Source organism: Vibrio sp. 10N.286.51.B11, assembly GCF_041469245.1.
Taxonomy (GTDB): Bacteria; Pseudomonadota; Gammaproteobacteria; order Enterobacterales; family Vibrionaceae; genus Vibrio; species Vibrio crassostreae_C.
In genome coordinates this window covers 73,814-95,522 of the sequence record NZ_JBFRKI010000028.1, presented here as the reverse complement: position 1 = coordinate 95,522, position 21,709 = coordinate 73,814, and the positions used below count along the sequence as shown (strand labels likewise).

Annotated in this window: 19 protein-coding genes; 14 read left to right on the top strand and 5 right to left on the bottom strand. The window is 44.4% G+C overall.

Annotation, left to right across the window (positions count from 1 at the left end; translation table 11 throughout):
- Positions 1–177: 177 nt before the first annotated feature.
- Positions 178–1,782, top strand: a complete 1,605-nt coding sequence (locus AB4154_RS14840; protein ID WP_017060127.1) for a long-chain fatty acid--CoA ligase — start codon at positions 178–180, stop codon at positions 1,780–1,782.
- Entirely contained in the window at positions 1,775–3,454 is a 1,680-nt protein-coding gene (locus AB4154_RS14835) for a GMC family oxidoreductase (protein WP_102333614.1), read from the top strand. The genes AB4154_RS14840 and AB4154_RS14835 overlap by 8 nt, the downstream gene beginning before the upstream one ends.
- Positions 3,455–3,556: 102 nt before the next feature.
- Here AB4154_RS14835 and trxC read toward each other — a convergent pair whose 3' ends face one another.
- Positions 3,557–3,991, bottom strand: coding sequence for a thioredoxin TrxC (trxC, locus tag AB4154_RS14830; RefSeq protein ID WP_017060125.1), 435 nt, complete (start codon positions 3,989–3,991; stop codon positions 3,557–3,559).
- 122 nt (positions 3,992–4,113) lie between these two features.
- On the opposite strand from trxC, the gene AB4154_RS14825 reads away from it, so the two are divergent.
- The 5 genes from AB4154_RS14825 to AB4154_RS14805 all read left to right on the top strand — a co-directional run bounded on the left by AB4154_RS14825 (position 4,114) and on the right by AB4154_RS14805 (position 8,123).
- Entirely contained in the window at positions 4,114–5,211 is a 1,098-nt protein-coding gene (locus tag AB4154_RS14825; RefSeq protein WP_102333615.1) for a ketoacyl-ACP synthase III, read from the top strand.
- Positions 5,212–5,233: 22 nt separating this feature from the next.
- Complete coding sequence (locus tag AB4154_RS14820) at positions 5,234–5,698, top strand: GNAT family N-acetyltransferase (protein WP_029235379.1); 465 nt, start codon at positions 5,234–5,236, stop codon at positions 5,696–5,698.
- A 97-nt stretch (positions 5,699–5,795) separates the two neighbouring features.
- A complete protein-coding gene (locus AB4154_RS14815) occupies positions 5,796–7,028 on the top strand; it encodes a glycosyltransferase (protein ID WP_372111464.1) in 1,233 nt (410 codons plus the stop codon).
- Between the two features lie 202 nt (positions 7,029–7,230).
- Positions 7,231–7,692 (top strand): YeeE/YedE family protein, encoded by a 462-nt coding sequence (locus AB4154_RS14810; RefSeq protein WP_010429747.1) that lies wholly within the window; start codon positions 7,231–7,233, stop codon positions 7,690–7,692.
- Positions 7,692–8,123, top strand: a complete 432-nt coding sequence (locus AB4154_RS14805) for a DUF6691 family protein (protein WP_372123394.1) — start codon at positions 7,692–7,694, stop codon at positions 8,121–8,123. The genes AB4154_RS14810 and AB4154_RS14805 overlap by 1 nt, the downstream gene beginning before the upstream one ends.
- Before the next feature lie 163 nt (positions 8,124–8,286).
- On the opposite strand, the gene AB4154_RS14800 is transcribed toward AB4154_RS14805, so the two are convergent.
- Positions 8,287–9,162 (bottom strand): endonuclease/exonuclease/phosphatase family protein, encoded by an 876-nt coding sequence (locus AB4154_RS14800; protein WP_372123393.1) that lies wholly within the window; start codon positions 9,160–9,162, stop codon positions 8,287–8,289.
- Between the two features lie 303 nt (positions 9,163–9,465).
- On the opposite strand from AB4154_RS14800, the gene nrdD reads away from it, so the two are divergent.
- The gene (nrdD, locus tag AB4154_RS14795) at positions 9,466–11,586 is read left to right on the top strand and encodes an anaerobic ribonucleoside-triphosphate reductase (protein WP_102394372.1); all 2,121 of its coding nucleotides are present in this window, start codon (positions 9,466–9,468) and stop codon (positions 11,584–11,586) included.
- Positions 11,587–11,741: 155 nt separating this feature from the next.
- Positions 11,742–12,212, top strand: coding sequence for an anaerobic ribonucleoside-triphosphate reductase-activating protein (gene nrdG / locus AB4154_RS14790; RefSeq protein ID WP_017069098.1), 471 nt, complete (start codon positions 11,742–11,744; stop codon positions 12,210–12,212).
- A gap of 104 nt (positions 12,213–12,316) precedes the next feature.
- Here the strand turns inward: nrdG and AB4154_RS14785 are convergent, their stop codons facing one another.
- Positions 12,317–13,702 carry an MATE family efflux transporter gene (locus AB4154_RS14785; RefSeq protein ID WP_136978226.1) on the bottom strand — a complete coding sequence of 462 codons (1,386 nt, stop codon included), beginning with the start codon at positions 13,700–13,702 and terminating at the stop codon, positions 12,317–12,319.
- Between the two features lie 211 nt (positions 13,703–13,913).
- Here AB4154_RS14785 and AB4154_RS14780 point away from each other — a divergent pair, with 211 nt between their 5' ends.
- From AB4154_RS14780 to AB4154_RS14765, 4 genes are all read left to right on the top strand, one after another.
- Positions 13,914–14,750, top strand: coding sequence for an AraC family transcriptional regulator (locus AB4154_RS14780; protein WP_372123392.1), 837 nt, complete (start codon positions 13,914–13,916; stop codon positions 14,748–14,750).
- 211 nt (positions 14,751–14,961) lie between these two features.
- The gene (locus tag AB4154_RS14775; protein WP_017060118.1) at positions 14,962–16,146 is read left to right on the top strand and encodes an amino acid aminotransferase; all 1,185 of its coding nucleotides are present in this window, start codon (positions 14,962–14,964) and stop codon (positions 16,144–16,146) included.
- Between the two features lie 11 nt (positions 16,147–16,157).
- On the top strand, positions 16,158–16,844 hold the full coding sequence (locus AB4154_RS14770) for an ATP-dependent zinc protease (protein WP_017069095.1): 687 nt from the start codon (positions 16,158–16,160) through the stop codon (positions 16,842–16,844).
- Between the two features lie 324 nt (positions 16,845–17,168).
- Complete coding sequence (locus AB4154_RS14765) at positions 17,169–18,776, top strand: ABC-F family ATPase (RefSeq protein ID WP_081325167.1); 1,608 nt, start codon at positions 17,169–17,171, stop codon at positions 18,774–18,776.
- 137 nt (positions 18,777–18,913) lie between these two features.
- On the opposite strand, the gene AB4154_RS14760 is transcribed toward AB4154_RS14765, so the two are convergent.
- Together AB4154_RS14760 and AB4154_RS14755 are read right to left on the bottom strand one after the other, a co-directional pair.
- A complete protein-coding gene (locus AB4154_RS14760; protein WP_017060115.1) occupies positions 18,914–19,438 on the bottom strand; it encodes a hypothetical protein in 525 nt (174 codons plus the stop codon).
- 98 nt (positions 19,439–19,536) lie between these two features.
- Positions 19,537–19,914, bottom strand: a complete 378-nt coding sequence (locus tag AB4154_RS14755; RefSeq protein ID WP_048608277.1) for a YgiW/YdeI family stress tolerance OB fold protein — start codon at positions 19,912–19,914, stop codon at positions 19,537–19,539.
- Between the two features lie 278 nt (positions 19,915–20,192).
- On the opposite strand from AB4154_RS14755, the gene AB4154_RS14750 reads away from it, so the two are divergent.
- Entirely contained in the window at positions 20,193–21,659 is a 1,467-nt protein-coding gene (locus AB4154_RS14750; RefSeq protein WP_372123391.1) for a cobyric acid synthase, read from the top strand.
- Positions 21,660–21,709: the final 50 nt, after the last annotated feature.

The following is a 21,709-nucleotide window of genomic DNA, read 5'->3' as shown; positions in this document are numbered from 1 at the left end:
TTGTAATTTATTGGGCTGCACATTGGAGCGTCTCAAACATTTTGCTCAATAACGACTCTTATCTACATGACACACCAATGTGCAGGCTCGTGATGACAAGAAAGAGACTTATTACAACGATTAGAACGTCTACGGTGACCGTCACAAACAGGTCTAAGCCGCACAAGGAGATCATGGATGCACAATCTTGCTGTTAATTTGGAGCGTAGCGCTTCGCTTTTTCCAACTAAAGCCGCTCTGCGTATGGGATCGGATGAAATCAGTTTTTCTCAGTTAGAACAACTTTCTGGAAACGTGGCTGCTAACTTGAAAAGACTTGGGTTGCAGAACGGAGATAAGGTAGCGTTGTCATGCCCGAACGTGACTTACTTTCCGATAGCCTATTACGGGATTCTAAAAGCGGGTTGTGTAGTCGTGCCTTTGAACGTGCTATTCAAGGCCAGAGAGATCGCTTATCACCTTAATGACTCTAACGCGAAGGCCTATTTATGTTTTGACGGCAGTGAAGAGCTTCCCATTGGTCGCTATGGTTTACAAGGTTTTGAGCAGGCAAACCACTGTGAACACTTTGTCGAGATGCCTATCCCAACAAACACAGACACTACTTTAGAAAGTAATGAGGAGCATGAATCAATCGCTGATTGGTTGGCACAACCTTTTACTCCTTTTGAGTCTGTGGCTTGTCATGGCGATGATACCGCTGTGATCCTTTATACCTCTGGCACGACGGGTCAACCAAAAGGGGCTGAGCTTTCCCACACCAACATGCAAACCAATGCGATGTCGTCACAGTATCTAATGAGATTGGAGTACAGCGACACCACAATGGCTACACTGCCTTTATTCCATAGCTTCGGTCAGACGGTGATGATGAACGCGAGTGTGCTAACAGGGTCCACCATGGTGTTGATTCCTCGTTTTGAACCGTCATTGGTTATTGAACAGATCATTAGCCATAAAGTCAGCGTGTTTGCGGGTGTTCCTACTATGTATATCGCGCTATTAAAGGCGGGAGAAGAGTCTTCTGATAGTTTAGAAAACACAAGCAAACGCTCTGAACAGGTTAAACACAGCTTGAGGTTAGGTGTTTCTGGCGGTGCTTCTATGCCGCTTGAGGTTATACGACAGTTTGAATCTCGTTTTGAATTACCAGTCTTAGAAGGTTATGGGCTCTCGGAAACGGCGCCGGTTGCGACCTTTAATCATATTGATGGCGATCGTTTATCGGGTAGTGTCGGTCAGCCTTTATGTGGCCACCTCATCAAGATTACTGATATACAAGGCAACTCTGTCGCTATGGGTGAACTCGGCGAAGTCTGCATTAAAAGCCCAAGTGTGATGAAAGGCTATTATCAAAGGCCAGAGGCGACAGCTGAATCTATTCGTGATGGTTGGTTCTTAACGGGAGATATCGGTCGCGTCGATGAGCATGGCAATTTGTTCATTGTTGACCGTGTTAAAGACATGATTATTCGTGGTGGGTACAACGTTTATCCACGTGAAGTCGAAGAAGTGTTGATGTGTCACCCCGATGTCGAAATGGTCGCGGTGGTAGGCGAGCATCATGAACATTTAGGCGAGGAGATCCACGCGCATGTGGTTCTTCACGAACATACGCAATGTGATAGTGCCGCCTTGATAGCATGGTGTCGTGAGCAACTCGCCGACTACAAATACCCGCGTAAGGTATTCATTCGTAAAGCCTTACCCATGACAGCAACCGGAAAAATCTTGAAGCGTGAGTTACACCCACTAGAAATAGCGGAGATGGCAAATGGATAGTTATGATTTTATTATTGTTGGCGGTGGTTCAGCTGGGTGTGTGATGGCTTCTCGGCTGTCGGAAGATCCTGATGTGACGGTTTGCTTGTTAGAAGCGGGTGGTAAAGACACCAGCCCATTCATTCACACACCCGTTGGCGTGGTGGCGATGATGCCAACCAAACTCAATAATTGGGCATTCGAAACGGTTGAACAGCCGGGTTTGAACGGTCGTAAAGGCTATCAGCCTAGAGGTAAGACACTTGGCGGTTCTAGCTCTATCAATGCCATGATGTACGCTCGTGGACATCGCTATGACTACGATAGATGGGAAAGCTTGGGCAATGCTGGCTGGAACTATGAATCCTGTTTGCCTTACTTTAAGAAAGCAGAAAACAACGAAGTCCACCAAGATGAGTTCCATGGCCAAGGTGGTCCTCTTAATGTGGCCAATCTTAGATCGCCAAGCCCTATGTTGGAACGTTATTTAACGGCGTGTGAATCGATAGGTGTACCTCGCAATGAGGATATTAACGGCGCTGCTCAGTTTGGGGCGATGCCGACGCAGGTAACACAGCTGAATGGTGAACGATGCAGTGCTGCCAAGGCTTACTTAACGCCAAACCTTTCACGATCGAATCTCACGGTCGTGACTAAAGCCACCACACATAAGGTTTTGTTTGAATGCAAGAAGGCGATTGGTGTTGAATATGGTTCTAGCGGAAAGCGTTATCAGATACGATGCAACAAAGAAGTGATTCTTTCCGCTGGCGCGTTTGGTTCTCCCCAATTGCTGTTACTGTCTGGTGTCGGTGCTCAAACTGAACTAGAGACACATGGAATCGAACAGGTTCATGAATTACCTGGAGTGGGCAAGAACCTTCAAGATCATATCGACTTAGTACATTCGTATAAATGCAGTGAAAAGCGTGAAACTTTTGGTATCTCGCTGCAAATGGCCTCTGAAATGACCAAAGCCTTACCACTATGGCACAAAGAACGCCGCGGTAAAATGAGCAGTAATTTTGCAGAGGGAATAGGCTTTCTCTGTTCCGAAGATCATATCGCTGTACCGGATTTAGAGTTTGTATTTGTGGTCGCTGTTGTAGATGACCATGCTAGAAAAATTCATACCAGTCATGGCTTTACCTCTCATGTCACCTTATTGCGACCGAAGAGCTACGGCACCGTAACGCTCAATAGTAATGATCCCTATGATCCGCCTAAGATCGATCCTGCGTTTTTCAGTCATCCTGAAGACATGGAGATCATGATTAAGGGCTGGAAGAAGCAGTATCAAATGTTAGAGAGTTCCGCGTTTGATGATATCCGAGGCAATGCTTTCTACCCTGTGGACGCCAGTGATGACAAGGCTATCGAGCAAGATATTCGCAATCGTGCAGACACTCAGTATCACCCGATCGGGACCTGTAAAATGGGACCTAGTAGCGATTCTTTAGCTGTGGTAGATAAAGATCTCAAAGTTTATGGATTGGATAATTTGAGAGTCATTGATGCTTCTGTGATGCCGACACTGATTGGGGCAAACACCAATGCACCAACCATTATGATTGCTGAGAAAGTCGCAGATCAAATCAAACAGCAATACGGGTTTGGCAAGCAAGAATCTAATATTCAAGCGAAAGGCGAAGCTGTAGTTTTATTCAAGAAGTTAAGTGATAACCATAAATAAAACAGTAGGTTAGATAGTCTTGATTTGGTAAGACTCTCTAACCTATTTTTGTGTGCTTACTTAGAATTAAGTAATGCTAAATCAATAGCTTAACCAATAGTATTACTTAGTTAGTGCTTGATTAAGCCACTGATCAAATTGACCTTTTGGCAGTGCACCGTTAATCGTATCAACACGTTGACCGTTCTTGAACACCATCACCGTTGGGATGCTTCTGATTTGATACATAGCCGCCAGTTGCTGTTGAGCTTCGGTATCAATTTTAACAAATCGAACATCGCCAGCGCGCTCTTTAGCGACATCGCTAAATACAGGTGCGAAACCTACACATGGGTTGCACCATGTCGCCCAAAAATCGACAACGACAGGCTGTGAACTGTTCAAAATTGATTGGAAATTCAGTGACGTACCTTCGATTGGTGCACCGTCTAGAAGTGCGTTTTTGCACTTACCACAAGTAGGGCTTTCTGAAATTCTTTCTGAAGGAACTCGGTTTACGCCACCGCAAGAAGGGCAACGTGTGTTGAATGTAGACATAACTTTCTCTTTTTATTGCGTCTCCGTGCCTAACGCGATTTACGAATCATGTACGGAACGCTTATACTGTTTAAAACAAGAATAAGATACTCAAATAAAAACAAACAATAAACAGGTAAATGATGACAAAATTTTACGCTGAAATTACGGGCTGGGGAAAGTGTCTGCCACCAGCCGTGCTATCCAATGATGATTTAAGCACTTTCATTGATACGTCTGACGAGTGGATTCGTACTCGAACTGGTATCGAAAATCGTCGTATCAGTCATGTAAATACCTCTGAGCTAGCGACCGTTGCTGCTCAACATGCAATGGCGTGTGCTGGTTTAACAGCCGAAGATATCGATCTTGTGATCGTAGCGACGTGCAGTCCAGACTCTCTTATTCCAAATACCGCGTCTAAAGTTCAACAGAACTTAGGCATCAAGAGCGCAGCAGCTTTTGACCTTAATGCAGCGTGTACAGGCTTTATCTACGGTGTTGAAACAGCAACTCGATTGATTCAAGCGGGCAACTACCGCAATGCGATCGTTGTGGGTGCAGAGCGTCTTTCATTCTTCATCGACTGGACCAAGCGTGATACTGCGGTTCTATTCGGTGATGGCGCTGGCGCTGTGGTTTTATCGCGTACTGAAGAACAAGTGGGTTTACAAGAAGCTCAAATCGGTTGTGACGCAGAGGGCCGTGACATTCTAGCAGTACCAAAATTCGGTACGTCTATGGACCGCTTTGCTGCTGATAACGGTTACTGGGATTTTGATTTCGTTGGTAAAGAGATCTTCAAGCGTGCAGTGAAAGGAATGGGCGCTGCAGCACATACAGTATTGAGTCGCACTGGCATCTCAACTGAAAACATCGATGTTGTGATTCCGCACCAAGCGAACATCCGAATTATTCAAACTCTGTGTGATATGGCGGGCATTGAACGTGAGAAAGCGTTTGTGAACATTCAAAACTACGGCAACACATCGGCTGCGACTGTGCCGATTGCATTGTGTGAATCGTTAGAGCAAGGCTTTGTTAAACCTAACTCAAACATTCTTGTGGCGGCATTCGGTGCCGGTTTAACTTGGGGGGCAGGCCATATTAAGTGGGGTAGCCGTGTTGAGCCGTTAGGTCAATCGGACGCTAAGCTTCCAGAAGCAGATAGCTCGGCATTAGAACTTCTAGAGAGAGCCATTTTACACTGTAAAACGCGTCCTAATTCTGAGAATGAGTAGCAGCATGGCCCAAGTTCGTTTTATGACAGAAGCCGACCTCGATGGAGCGGCTTTAGTTCACCAAGCTACTTTTGTTCGACAGCAAAACTCAAAAAATTGGTTACAATGTAACTTAAATGCTGCGCCACGCTTTCTTAACTTTGTTGCTGAAAGCGATGGCGAGATTGTCGGCTACATTATTTGGGTTCAAAAGAGTGGGTTTAGGCCTGAAGCTGTTTTGGAGCTAGAACAACTTGCTGTGTTACCGAGTGCTCAGGGGCAAGGATTGGGCAAAAAGCTGATTCTAGACTCTTTGCCTCAAGTGAAGCAGAAGCTATCAGAGCAGGGCTCGACACTAAAACATGTATTAGTGACCACCAGAGCAGATAACTTTGCACAAAAGCTCTATCAGTCGACATTGGGCGCTCAAGTCGAAACCACGATTTCAAACTTTTACTCAGCCGATGAAGTGCTTATGATAGCTCGCAATGTAGGTGAACGAATCTGATCGCTGAGTTCTTAGAACCATTATTATCAGCGGCATAACTCGATTAACGTTTTATTAGGGGCTTCTGTGGCCCTTTTGTTATTTCTTAGGAAGTATTTTGAAGAAAGTTTTAGCAATTGGCTACGTTTGGCCAGAACCGAATTCATCGGCGGCTGGCAGCCATATGATGTCTCTTTTACGTCTATTTAAGAGACAAGGTTGGTCAGTTGAATTTGCAACACCCGCTCAAGAAACCGAGCACATGATTGATCTCTCTGAAGAGGGCATCACAAGCCAATCTATACAGTTAAATTGCGATAGCTTTGACGATTACATTGAAGAGCTGCAGCCCGATGTTGTGATGTTTGACCGTTTTATGATGGAAGAACAGTTTGGTTGGCGTGTCGAGAAAGTATGCCCGAATGCCTTTAAGTTACTGGATACGGAAGACTTACAGTTTCTGCGTAATGCTCGACACGAAGCGGTTAAGAAAGAAACAGATCTGACCAAAGCACACTTGTACAGTGACTTGGCTAAACGTGAAATTGCCGCGATTTTGCGCTGTGATCTTTCGTTGATCATTTCAAGTTACGAGATGGAACTGCTTCAATCTGAGTTCAATATCGATCCAAAACTATTACATCACCTGCCGTTCATGGTTGATCTCAACACGTTGCCTGAAAGTACGAAAAGCTTTGAAGAACGTAAGCATTTCATGACGATAGGTAATTTTAGACATGCGCCTAACTGGGATGCAGTGCTTCAGTTACAGAAGATTTGGCCGAAGATTCGTAAGCAGTTACCTGACACTGAACTTCATATTTACGGATCTTATCCGCCGCCGAAAGCAACCGCTTTGCATAATCCAAAAACCGGTTTCCATATCAAAGGTTGGGCTAAAGATGCTCAAGAAGTGATGGAAGATGCACGTGTTTGTGTTGCGCCATTACGTTTTGGCGCTGGCATTAAAGGCAAGTTACTTGATGCGATGAAGCTGCAAACTCCGAATGTAACCAGCGAGATCGGCAGTGAAGGCATGCTACCGCAAGGTGAACTGCAATGGCCGGGCGCAGTGTCAGATGATATTGATGAGTTTGTTGAACAAGCTGTCGCTCTTTATAAAGATGAAAAGAAATGGCTTAAAGCTCAAAGCCAATGTCATTCAATTCTTGAAGCGCACTATGAACAGAATCAACTGGGCGACAAATTGATCGAGCGACTGACTGCGCTAGGTTCTGAGCTTGATGCGCATCGACTGAATAATTTCTTTGGTTCAATGCTTAAGCACCATAGTATGGCGAGCACTAAGTACATGTCGCAATGGATTGCTGAGAAGAACAAGGTCAAATAGCTGTTCTTTACCAAAGACAGAATAAATCTTAAGCCCTTAGGTTAACACCTAGGGGCTTTTTTCATGCAGGGCGCTTGTTAATTCCAGACTTACAAAACGACACATACTCGCAGTACATTAGCATTGACTAATTTATATTTATTAGTAAACTCTAATTTATAGGTTGTTATGAGTTTATGATGTTTGTGGATAGGAGAGGTTTGTGCTTAGTTTGATTCCTTGGGATGCTTTTTTCGGCGGCATGTTGTTAGGCGTGTCGGCCATTGTTTTAATGTTGGGGATTGGTCGAGTTGCTGGCATTAGTGGCATTGTCAGCCGATTATTGCCAACTGGCACCAGCAACAAAGAACGTAAAGATGCGGATACAGCAAACACCGAAAAACACTGGCGTATCGCCTTTGTAGTGGGAATGGTCGCAAGTGGTTGGCTATTAATTCCGACGGGCTACCAACTTCCGCAGTTAGAAGAGATGAATCTCGCTTTAGTGATTATTGCTGGCCTTCTGGTGGGCTTTGGTACTAAAACAGCGAACGGTTGTACTAGCGGGCATGGCATTGTCGGAATGGCGCGTTTATCTAAACGTTCTATTGTTGCGACCTGTGTATTTATGGGTGTGGCAATCGTAACCGTGTTTATCAAGAATCTGACTGGCTTGGGGGCATAATGAAAAACGCTTCATTTACTATCGTTATCGGTTTGGTCGCAGGTATTCTTTTTGGCTCTGGCATGATCATCTCAGGGATGGTTGATCCTGAGAAGGTACTCGGCTTCTTAGACATTACCGGTAACTGGGACATTAGTTTGGCATTCGTCATGGGTGGCGCGCTATTGGTCTTTGCACCGTTTTATCATCTGGTCATTAAAAAGCGCGCTAAAGCCATCAATGGCGAGCCGTTAGATAGCCGTAACAATCCGTTGATAGACAGAAAGCTGATTCTTGGATCTACAGCGTTTGGCTTAGGCTGGGGGATTGCAGGCTTTTGCCCAGGCCCTGCGGTAACCAGCCTAAGTGGCGGCAACCCGACGGTGTGGGTGTTTATGTTAAGCATGCTGGTGGGAATGTGGCTGGCGGATCGTATGAACAAAACGTGTTAGTAGCAAGCTTATAGCTGATTACATTGGCTTTGACGTTATCCGTTCTGAGCTGACCAAGCATAGAGGTTGACTCGCTTTCAGCACGAAAGTCAGTCAGCCTCTTTCTATATTTACTGTTTCTATTATTTTCAGTTATCTACAATCTGCTGTTATCTAAAATCTACTATTTAATAGTCGTTGAAACTGGACAGTGGTCGCTGAGTTTGTAGTCCAGAACATCTTGTGTTTCAAATACCTTCTGCTTTGCAGGAGAAGCATTTAGCGACTCACTCACCACAATATGATCAATAACAGAGCGGAACTGATGTGTGCGATAATTGTTGCGGTTAGAGCGTACCTTACAATCTGCACGGGTCTTTCGTGTCGCTAACTGCGCATCAGTATATTGTGATAACTCTTTCCACATCCAATCTCGTGAGTAAGCGAGGTTATGGTTAAAGTCGCCAAGAATGGCGTAGTCTTCGTTATTGCGCTCTCTTTGCTTTATCCACTTGTTCAGTTGCTGAGCTTGCTCTTTTAAACGAGAGCAATCGCGGTTGGACTTATACGCTCCGCTACAACCTGCCTTTAGATGCACAGACAACATGTGAATGGGTTTAAAGTTTGTTTCTACAACGATATAGCTGGCAAACCTAAGTTTACTGTTGGATGTGGTTTCAAGCAGAAAGTCAGCGTAGTCGGTGAGGGCTACTCCTTTACGAACTGCAAATCCCGTGTATTGGTTCACTTCTTTAAATTGGCGGTTGCTGTTCTTAGATAGCGCCCGGTCAGACATCAATATCTTGTATTGATCACCAGCCACACGCTGAATGGCATTTACGTTATCGACTTCTTGAAACGCAACCACGTCTGCGTCTAAGGATTGAAAATAAGTTGCGAGTTTGTCGAAATCAGCTTGATCACGTTTGTCAGAAAACTTATTCACAGCCTCGTTGGTTGATAACCATTCGATATTCCAACTGGATATGGTCAAAGGTTCAGCAAATGTCTGGCTACTGAGTAAGCAGCCTAACATTATCCAGTTTTGAAGTCGTTTCATGCCAAATATCCCTAATTTTGTCTGCCAATATTGATGAGCCGTTATCCTACAACACTTACCAAAAATTCAACTCTTTTTAGGAGTTTTTTTATTGTTACATTGTTTCTTTTCGACTTGAGAACTAGCGTAATAATATTGAATTGATCTTAGTCAGCGTTCTCTTTTTATTGATCCAAATCAATACTCAAAGTTGGTGGTTCTCGTTAAATACGCCACAATATCTAGTGTTAGTTAAACGATAAATCGCTCTATATAGTGTGTTTGTGGATAAGTCTGTGAATACCTCAAGAGTAAGGAGAAGTGGTGAAATCAATCGTAATCAAGCGTGATGGCTCAAGAGCTCCATTCAGTAGAGATCGCATCCAAGCTGCAGTGGAAGCAGCATCAGACAAAGCCGATAAGGAAATTGCTATTTATGCACTGAATGTGGCATTAGCAGTTGAGTTGAAGCTCGAAGACTACGATGAAGTTCATATCTCTGAAATTCAAACCATGGTCGAGAACGAGCTAATGCAGGGACCATACAAGTCTCTGGCTCGTGCCTACATTGAATATCGTCATGACCGCGACATCGCCCGTGAGAAGCAAAGCGCTTTAACTCGTGAGATCGAAGGTTTGATCGAAGAAAGCAACGTTGATCTAATCAATGAAAACGCGAACAAAGATGGCAAAGTAATCCCAACTCAGCGTGACCTGCTGGCGGGTATCGTGGCTAAACACTATGCGAAAACTCACATTTTGCCACGTGATATCGTACATGCTCACGAATGTGGTGATATTCACTACCACGATCTAGACTACGCACCGTTCTTCCCAATGTTTAACTGCATGCTTATCGATCTGAAAGGCATGTTAACGCATGGCTTCAAGATGGGTAACGCGGAAATCGACACACCTAAGTCTATTTCTACGGCGACAGCGGTAACCGCGCAGATCATCGCGCAAGTGGCGAGTCACATCTACGGCGGCACAACGATTAACCGCATCGATGAGGTTCTTGAACCTTACGTTATGGCGAGCTACGAGAAGCACTTATCGCTAGCGAAAGAGTGGGACATTCATAGCCCAGAAGCTTTTGCTATCTCTCGCACAGAGAAAGAGTGTTACGACGCGTTCCAATCTCTGGAGTACGAAGTAAACACGCTGCACACCGCTAATGGTCAAACACCATTCGTGACGTTTGGTTTTGGTTTAGGTGAAAGCTGGGGCTCGAAATTGATTCAGCAATCAATCTTGAAAAACCGCATTGCAGGTTTGGGTAAGAACCGTAAAACAGCCGTGTTCCCTAAACTGGTATTTGCGATCAAAGATGGTTTGAACCACCAGAAGCAAGATCCAAACTACGACATCAAGCAATTAGCGCTAGAGTGTGCGTCTAAGCGTATGTACCCAGACATTCTTAACTACGACAAAGTAGTAGAAGTGACAGGGTCATTTAAAACTCCTATGGGTTGTCGTAGCTTCTTGAATACTTATGAAGAAAATGGTGAGTTGATTCACGAAGGCCGTAACAACTTAGGTGTTGTTAGCTTGAACTTGCCACGTATTGCGATTAACGCAAAACAAGATATGGCTAAGTTCTACGAACTGCTTGATGATAAACTCAAGCTGGCTCGTCGTGCATTAGAAACTCGTATTTCTCGTCTAGAAAACGTGAAAGCACGTGTTGCTCCAATCCTATACATGGAAGGTGCATGTGGCGTTCGCTTGAAAGCAGACGACTCTATTGCCGATATCTTCAAGAACGGCCGCGCGTCTGTTTCTCTTGGTTACATTGGTATCCACGAAGCGATGACAGCACTTTACGGTACTGACGTTCACCTGTACGACGATGGCGAAATGCGTGCTAAAGCGCTTGAGCTGGTGGAGTACATGAAGCGTGAAGTGGAATCTTGGACGAAAGAGACAGGTTACGCATTCAGCCTATACGGCACACCAAGTGAAAACCTATGTAGCCGTTTCTGCAGCATCGACACCAAAGAATTTGGTGTGATTGATGGTGTGACAGACCGTGGTTACTACACCAACAGCTTCCACTTAGATGTGCAGAAGACAGTGAACCCATACGACAAGATCGATTTCGAGATGCCTTATCCTGAAATTTCTAGCGGTGGTTTTATCTGTTACGGCGAATTCCCGAACATGCAGAAGAACATCGAAGCACTAGAAAACGTATGGGATTACAGCTACACACGTGTTCCTTACTACGGCACTAACACACCGATTGATGAGTGTTACGAATGTGGTTACAACGGTGAGTTCGACTGTACAAGTAAGGGCTTTACGTGTCCTAAATGTGGCAACCATGACTCAACCAAAGTATCGGTGACGCGCCGTGTTTGTGGTTACCTTGGTAGCCCAGATGCACGACCATTTAACTTCGGTAAGCAAGAAGAAGTTAAACGCCGAGTGAAGCATCTTTAGTAAGCTCTAAGATTATTAGCTAGCTTATTTAGAAGAGCTACGTTTCAAGAAATATGATTGGTATCGGCGTTATGTCGACACCAATTCTTTCGTTTCAGCTTTTACAACACATCTTCTCAAACTATTAAGTAATCACGAGTTTTCAATACTGCCTTATGAATTATCACCAATATCACCCAATCGACGTTGTAAATGGCCCTGGAACACGCTGCACTTTGTTTGTGTCGGGTTGTGTACACCAGTGTCGCGGGTGTTATAACCAATCGACGCAAAGGTTGGACTCCGGGCATTTGTTTACTCAAGAGCTGCAAGACCACATTATCGCTGATCTCAATGATCCACGAATCAAGCGTCGTGGCTTGTCGCTTTCAGGTGGTGATCCTCTTCATCCTGCAAATGTATCTGAAGTGCTTAAGCTTGTTCAGCGTGTAAAAGCAGAATGTGAAGGCAAAGACATCTGGATGTGGACGGGCTACGAGCTCGACGAACTCGACGAAAAGCAGAGGCAAGTACTTGAATATGTTGATACTTTGATTGATGGTCGTTTTGAGCAAGATAAAGCGGATCCAATGTTGGATTGGCGTGGTAGTTCAAACCAAATCATCCATCGATTTACTGATATATAACTGCTGTCGTGACTTTGCACACTCGTAAACGAAAAAGGGCTTCATCGTTAGCGCAATGCTACAAATCAGCCCTTGGGTGTGAGTTCTTTGAATCTATCGCCTGTTTATATAGGAATGTGCTCAGGCTCGTCGATTAGATTGTTGATCCATTTCTTAGAGTGAATTCGCTGGCTAGTTAAAGCGATCTTCGCTAACTCCTCCAGTAACACAATCATCAAAACCCATTCTAGCGGCCAACCCAACACCAGCGCAGTAAAGTAAGCAAGGGGAATACCGATTGCCCATTGGCCAAACAGGTCGATGAAGATACTGTAGTTGATGTCTCCACCACTTTTCAGCACGCCACCAATACCAACCATATTGAAGACTCTTAGTATCATGCCGAGTGCCATGACTAAGGTGACGTTAACGGCTGTCTCTTTGAGCTCTAAGTGAGTAAGGCCGATCATGTATACGATCGCGGGTTTAGCAAACCAACACACCAAGGCTAATATAGCCGCAAGCCCACAGCTGACCAATACATAACCCCATGCGGTGTTCTCAACACGTTGATAGTTCTTCGCGCCGATCTCGTTGCCTAGAATGATCGAAGCGGCGACCGCAAACCCCATGAACGCCGAGATCAAGATACTTTCTACTGGCGATAACAGCGAAATGATCGCAAGCTCTCCAACACCCATTTGCCCAACTATCACGTTATAAATAAGAATCCCGCCCGCCCATGCTGTGTCATGAACCAACATAGGTATTGCTATCGTGAAGTACTTCTTTCTATGCTTCGGTAATATCGCTTCTCGCCAATTACTTAATGTCGGGAATAGATGCGCGTAGTATTTCTTCGCCATGATAAGCAGCGCTATCGTCTGAAAGAATCGAGACACCGTGGTGCCAATAGCCGCACCAACTACGCCCAGTTCTGGAAATCCAAACAAACCAAAGATCAGCAATGCATTGAGAATCGCATTAACGATGATTGCCCAAATACTGATCTTGGTGGGTAGCTTGGCTTCGCCGACCGATCGCAGTGCGCTTTCTAAGGGCACTACGATCGCGGTACCAAAAAGGCTGGCTCCTGTTATCCAAAGGTAATCCGTTGCCAAGCGGACGTAATCAGGGTCTGAGGCCACCACAGACACGACTGATTCAGGAGCCAATGTATAAATCAACACAAAGGGGATGATGGTAAAGACAGACAATGCCCATGACTGTGCTAATGTGCGTCTAATTCCGTTGAAATCTCCCGCACCGAAATATTGCGAAGCTAGCACACTGACAGCGCCGCTAATCCCGGATACCATGATCAAGTTGAAGAAAAATATGCGGTTACCCACACCAACCGCCGCAGTTGCAGAGTCACCCAGTTGGTTAACCATAAAAATATCGACCACGCCGAGTAATGAAAACAACATGGTTTGTAGCGATACAGGCAAACCGATGTGTAAAAGCTTTTGCCAAAAATCTTTGTCTAGATGACGATATGTCGAGCGCATCGCATTTCCCCTGTGGTTAATATGCGAGAAGTTTATCGGTATTTGTTTTGGCTGTATTGTTCAGGTTCATCACAAACTTTTGCCAAACTATCTATTTTCAAAAGCTTCCTATTTGTCAAAACGACCTGTTTTCAAAATCATCTATTTCAAAACTATCGAATGACTAATGTGGCGATTTAATTGCAGACAAACCTAATGAGCGACCAGTGAAATGAGTGAGAAACACGAACGGTACGAGATCTCTGATCAGACACACCAAGAGTTTGTCGATCAAAGCCATGTATTGGCATTCGAAGAATTGGGTATCGTTCAGTGTGGGACGGCGTCGTGCCGAGATTTCTTTTCTGTCCATCGGAAGAATCCACAGAAACACATGCTGCTTTACACGGTTAGGGGCAAAGGGTGGTTAGAAAGTGGGGCGTGTCGCTATATTCTAGAGCCGGGGTCGTGCATTACTGTGCCTGCAGGCGTTGAGAATGGCTTTGGGATTGAAGAAGAAACATGGCAGATAGCGTGGATCTTTCTATCGCCTGATAAGCATTGGGATAATGTCGTCAATGATGAAGTGAGTTATACGCTCTCTCCTGCAGCCGAAGTCGTCTCGTCTTGTATTCATACCTTGCTGAGAAGTATTGCCTTGCCCATTGATTTAGGCGGAGCGATTGCCATTCACAGCGTAGCCCAAATAGAGTTCATGATTAATGCACCAGTCCCGCAGCAACAGTCTCGAACTTTGATTCGCTTGAGACGTGTGTTCGACAGTGTTCAAAAGCAGCTTCATAAAGAGTGGAATGTGCATGAGCTAGCAAACCTATTTCCTTGTTCAGAGCCGCACTTCCATCGTTTGTGCCAACGTTATTACTCTCATAGCCCGATGACTCATATTATGCGTATGAGAATGGAATACGCTGCTCGTTTGTTGAAATCGAGTGATTGGTCGATTCAACATATTGGCGAGATCGTGGGGTACCCGAATGCAGCGAACTTTAGTACTCGATTTAAAGCTTGGTCGGGCATGACACCAAGGCAATTCAAACAAGGCATTTAGCTGAGAATCAACAAGGTACTTCTTAAACAAGCTACTGCTCTTTTGATAAAGCACTAAAAGTGTTCGAAATTTACGCTGTTTTGTGACGTAAAATGACCAATCTCTGTTTACTTATTCTAACTAAGCGCTTCTATTAAAAAATGTTTCTGATTTGTCTACGATAATGTTAACGTGAAACTCATTACTTGAATTTCAAAGGGTTGTGACTTTCATGTTTTCACATCTACCAAAACCAACTTTAGATCCAATTCTATCTCTTTCTGTTGCTTACCGCGGCGATACTCGTACTGATAAAGTCGACTTAGGCATTGGCGTTTACAAAAACGATCAAGGCGAAACTCCGATCATGAAAGCCGTTTCTATGGCTCAAGATATCGTTGTTGAAACGCAGAAAACCAAAGCTTACGTTGGCCTAGCAGGCTGTGAAGAGTTCAACCAGAGCATGGTTGATCTGCTGCTTAAAGGGACTTCTGCAATGGATCGCGTTGCTGCGATTCAAACACCGGGTGCAAGTGGTGCACTTCGCATGTTGGGTGACTTAATGAAAGTTTCTCAACCAGACACCACGGTTTGGATTTCAAACCCAAGCTACGTTAACCACAAACCGGTGATGGAAGCGGCAGGCTTAAAAGTTCGATATTACAATTACTTCAGTCCTGAAACGAAGCAAGTTGATACTGCAAGAATGTTGGATGACCTTTCAAAAGCGGGTCCATCAGATGTGGTACTACTGCACGGTTGCTGTCATAACCCAACGGGTGCGGATATCGACTTTGAGGCGTGGCAGGAAATTACCAAACTATCGCAGAAAAATGGCTTCTTGCCGTTCGTTGATATTGCTTACCAAGGCTTTGGTGATGGCTTAGAAGAAGACGCAAAAGGTCTTCAACACATGGCTAACAACGTCGAAGAGATGTTGATTACGACATCTTGCTCGAAGAACTTCGGTTTATACCGTGAAAGAACGGGTGCCGCTATCGTGATTGGCAAAAACAGCGAACACGTTGGCAATGCTAAAGGTAAGCTTCTAACGCTTGCTCGTTCAACTTACACAATGCCGCCAGATCATGGTGCAGCTTTGGTTAAAACAATTCTTCAGAATCAAGAGCTAACCTCGATTTGGAAGCAAGAATTGAGTGAAATGCAGCAACGTTTGTTAAATCTGCGCCAAAGTTTATGTGATGAATTGCGAAATACTTATAACACGTCACAATTTGACTTCATTGAAAGCCATAAAGGCATGTTTAGTGTACTAGGCTTTAAAGAAACTCAAATGAATCAATTACGTGAAGAATATGGAGTCTATGGTGTTGGTGATGGACGCATCAATATCGCAGGCCTTTCCGAATCTCATATTCCTTATGTAGCAAAAGCGATAGCAAACGTTTCAAAATAGAAGGTGACTGAATGTATAATTGGAAAGCGATTGTAGTTTTAATGCTAAGTGGTGGCCTGTTTGCTTGTTCGGCTACAACTCAAGCTCCTGTTGAGCCAGAGCAAAAGCCTCAAATCGAACAACCTGTTGTGGATGACTCTTCAAAAACTGACGCAACAGAAGGCGAGAAAGTAACGGAACCTACTGAGAAGCCTGAAGAAGTAAAACCAACTGAGCCGGAAGTAAAACCTGCACCTGTTGAAAAACCAGTAGAGAAGGTTAGAAAAACAAGTGACGGCAAACTGATTCTTGGTGAAGAAGAGTGGGTGTTTGTTCCTGGTTTAAAAGAAGCGTTTAAAGCACGTGTCGATACCGGTGCAACAACCTCTTCAATCAGTGCAGTTGATATTGTTGATTTTGAACGTGACGGCAAAGACTGGGTTAAGTTCAAGATTGAACACGACGGAATTACAACTGAAGAGATCAGCTTACCAGTAGAACGCTGGGTTAAGATCAAGCAATCAAGCGCAGAAGGCACACAACGACGCGCTGTGGTTGTAGCTTCGATTCAAATTGGCGATCTAAAAGACAAAACTGAATTTACGCTAGCCGACCGAACGCATCTTTCTTTCCCACTTCTGTTGGGTAGAAGCTTCTTTAGAGATGTTGCGGTTGTCGACGTGAGCAAAAAATACGTTCAGAAGAAAATTACTAAATAACAAGTTCTGCTCGTCATCAAAGCTTTTCGTTTTGAAGAGCTATAGTTTCAAAGGTGACGAGCTTAAAAGACTTTTAGTGTTGATAAATGAAATCCCTACCAGTTCTGCTGGTGGGGATTTTTTTATTTACACCCCATAACGTATGAAAAGCATCTAAATGGTCTATGTTTACTATTCGTTTACTGTTTAGCCTCGACAACGTGATCGAGATCTCTATATAATCCGCGCTTCGATTTTTGTTTAATCCATACTTTCGTACTTCTTATTTAGGTTCTTGAAATAGCCTAATAATTATCTGTCAGTACACGCTTAGGAATTAGTTCTTTGATATCTACCGCGAACATCACAATGCAATTTGGCGCAGAGCCGCTGTTTGAAAACATCTCTGCTAAATTTGGTAACGGCAACCGTTATGGTTTGATCGGCGCTAATGGTTGCGGCAAATCAACGTTCATGAAAATCCTAAGTGGCGCATTAACGCCAAGCTCGGGCAACGTTTCTATCACTCCAGGAGAAAAACTGGGTGTGCTAAGCCAAGATCAGTTCGCTTTCGAACAGTACAGCGTTATCGACGTTGTGATCATGGGCGACAGAAAACTTTGGGAAGTAAAACAAGAACGTGACCGCATTTACTCTTTGCCAGAAATGAGCGAAGACGACGGCATGAAAGTCGCAGAACTTGAAAGTGAATTCGCGGAAATGGATGGCTACACAGCAGAAAGCCGTGCTGGCGACATCCTAATTCAAGCGGGTATTGAAGAAGAGTTCCATTTCGGCTTGATGCAGCAAGTAGCTCCAGGTTGGAAACTGCGTGTGCTATTGGCACAAGCTCTGTTTGCAAACCCAGATATCCTGCTTCTTGATGAACCAACCAACAACTTGGACATTCACACGATCAACTGGCTTGCTGAAGAGCTAAACCAGCGTAAATGTACAATGATCATCATTTCGCACGATAGACACTTCCTGAACTCTGTGTGTACACACATGGCAGACATCGACTACGGTGAGCTACGTGTTTACCCTGGTAACTACGAGTACTTCCTAGAAGCATCTGGCTTGATTCGTGAACAGCTTCTAGCAAGCAACGCTAAGAAAGCGGCTGAAATCAGCGAGCTTCAAGATTTCGTAAACCGTTTTGGTGCTAACGCATCTAAAGCAAAACAAGCAAGCTCTCGCGCTAAGAAAATGGATAAGATCACGCTTGATGAAGTGAAATCATCGAGCCGTATGAGCCCATCTATTGATTTTGGCGAAGGTAAGAAACTACACCGTCAAGCGCTTGAACTTCAAGACCTTGGTCACGGCTTCGATGGCGAAACATTGTTTGCTGGTGGTAACTTGCTGCTTGAAGCGGGTACTCGTCTTGCGGTTATCGGTGAGAACGGTGTGGGTAAAACCACGCTTCTACGCTGTCTAGTTCAAGAGCTAGAACAAAACGAAGGCATCGTTAAATGGTCTGAAAACGCATCGGTAGGCTACTGCCCGCAAGATAGCACTAAGGATTTTGATAACGACCTGAGCATCTTCGATTGGATCTCACAATGGCGTACAGCGAAGCACGATGACCTTATGGTACGTGGCATTCTAGGTCGCCTATTGTTTACTGCTGACGATGCGAACAAAAAAGCGCGTAACTGTTCTGGTGGTGAGAAGAACCGTCTGTTATTCGGCAAGCTAATGATGCAAGACATCAACGTGCTTGTAATGGACGAACCAACCAACCACATGGACATGGAAGCAATCCAAGCCCTGAACGACGCGTTGAAGGTTTACACTGGCACGCTTATCTTCGTAAGCCATGACCGAGAGTTCGTTTCTTCATTAGCAACACACATCATCGATGTAAAAGATCAACAGCTAGTGAGCTTCCAAGGTACTTATGAAGAGTACTTAGATCACCAGAAAAAGATGCTGATGGTTAGCTTATAAAGCAAGTCGCTGGCTCAGGTCGTGAACGACTAAAAGCCAGCGAAACTAACAAACAAAAAAGCCCCGAACATTAATATGTTCGGGGCTTTTCTATGTAATACGTTTAGCTATTTATTACTCAGTAATTGAAATCTAGATTAGAATCCGAATCGAGCCGACATTAAGATTTGGTGGCCATATGTGCCGTTATTGCGCATATCAAGACCAACAGACAGTTGATCAGTTGAATGGAAACGAGCACCGATACCCAAAATTGAACGAGTGTCATCGTTGTCGATCAGTTGACCAAGGCGTGCGTTAACTTCAACGTTTGCCATTAACCAAGCTCTCAAGCCAAGGTTAATTTCTGTTTTGATGTGGTTATCGTCATTCCGTTCAATGTTGTGCAGTAACATTTGGCCAGTAACGTCAGCAAATTGACTGATTGGGCCGTTGAATCCCATACCTACCGCTGCATCCCAATCACTTTCAAATTCTGAATCGATACGAGCAACAAAATGAGAGTTCTGAGTGAACATTGTTGTGACTTCACCACCGAAAGTACTTGGGCTAGTACCCATGCGCAGCTCGAATGTGTTGTAGTTAAAGTTGTTTGCAGACGCAGAGAATGAACACAGTGCAGCGAGTCCTAAAAGGACAGTCTTATTCGTGCAACCTAGCATGGTGACTCCATATAAATTGTATTTTGCGGCAGTATAATACAAAAAAGCCTGCAATATGCAGGCCAATTATTTGAAGTCGGTATTTTTATATTAATCGCTTATAGAACCTGGATGTGGTCCACTTCGATTTCAGGTGTCTTACCACCTTCATATTCACCGAAGATACGAACTTTTGTATCAGCGGTCAGTGGTTGTGCTAGGCGGATATCATCATCAAGTTCGATTTGAATTTCACTCTGGCCATCAGAGAAGACAAACGTGTCATTCTTAAGTTGACGAACGATCTTGCCATCCACAATTGCTTCTTGCTCTGCGAACATGCTTGTGTCGGCAAGTAGTGTCGCAACAGAAACGGTTTCAATTGGGCCAGTATAAGCAATAGCGCTTTCGTGCTTGTTGCTGTTGTGGTCACTAGCCATTGCGAAAGTAGGAGCAAGGATAATAGTAGATGCGATAGCTAATACAGTTTTTTTCATGGTGAATCCCTTAATGTTGTTTTTAGTAGAAACGTTTTTCTGAATTTGAAACGTTTCTTTTCGTTAGTACGTTTTTTGTTGAAGCGCCTGTTATCGTTCACAAGCTTCGTTTCGATGGAGCTATTAAACAACACTGGGGTTGAATCCAGAGTGAGTAACACATTCATTTTCCATTCATTTTATTGAGCATCTACTCGGCAATGACGTTAAGATGGTCGCAGAGAAATATTGCCCACAGCTATAAATTGAAAATTAAGAAATTAAGGATTTAAGTACAAATGCGAGCACCATTAAGTGCCCTTATGGTTCAAGGGACAACGTCAGATGCCGGAAAAAGTGTTTTGGTGGCAGGTTTATGCCGTGTTTTGGCAAGGAAAGGAATCAAAGTGGCACCTTTTAAGCCACAAAACATGGCGTTGAACAGTGCTGTGACAAAAGATGGTGGCGAAATTGGCCGTGCTCAAGCGGTTCAGGCGCAAGCTTGTAATATAGAGCCAACCGTTCACATGAACCCTGTATTGCTAAAGCCCAACTCAGATACCGGCGCGCAAGTGATTTTGCAAGGCCGAGCGCTGAGCAACATGGAAGCGACGGGTTATCATGATTACAAGAAAGTGGCGATGGATACAGTTATCGATTCGTTTGACCGACTTTCTGAAGAATATGAAAGCGTGATGATTGAAGGTGCGGGGAGCCCAGCCGAAATCAATCTTCGTGAAAATGATATCGCTAACATGGGATTTGCTGAGAAAGCGGACATCCCTGTGATCATCGTTGCTGATATTGACCGTGGTGGCGTTTTTGCGCATCTCTACGGGACATTAGCTCTATTGTCTGAATCTGAACAAGCTCGTGTAAAAGGCTTTGTGATAAATCGTTTTAGAGGCGATATCGCACTGCTTCAATCTGGCCTAGATTGGCTAGAGGAAAAAACCGGCAAGCCAGTCATTGGTGTTTTGCCATATCTGCATGGTTTTAACTTAGAAGCGGAAGATGCCATTACCTCTGCTCAAGAGTCTGACGGAGAAGCTAAGCTTAAGGTGGCGGTGCCAGTGCTAACCCGAATCAGCAACCATACAGACTTTGACGCGTTAAGATTGAATCCTTCGATTGATTTACGTTATGTCGGTAAAGGCGAACGTGTAAACAATGCTGATTTAATTATCTTGCCGGGTACAAAGTCGGTAAGAGCAGATTTGGATTACCTAAAAGAACAAGGCTGGGATAAAGATATTCAACGCCACCTGCGCTTAGGCGGCAAAGTGATGGGTATCTGCGGTGGCTACCAAATGTTAGGTAACATCATCCACGATCCTGATGGCGTTGAAGGGGAACCCGGCAGCAGCGAAGGGTTAAGGTATCTGGATACTGCAACGACCCTTACACAGCAGAAAACCTTAACCAACGTACGCGGCACCATGACGCTGGATGGCAAAACAGCACAAGTAAAAGGGTATGAAATCCACGTAGGTAGGACTGATGTCAAAGAAACAGCCTTACCGGTTCAGTTAGAATCTGGCAGCCTAGATGGCGCTGTGAATCAAGATAACTCGATTTTTGGTACTTACTTGCATGGCGTATTCGACAACAGTGATGCGTTGTCGCTTATTTGCGAATGGGCAGGAGCCAACGATGTGACCGCGATTGACCACGAACAGCTTAAAGAGCTGGGTATTAATCGAATCGCTGATGCCATCGAAGAGTACTTAAATCTTGATCTGCTTTGGCCAGAGTTAACAGCTTAAGCCGCCATTTAGAAGTTAGCTAAAGAACTTAAACGAACAATAGATAAGTG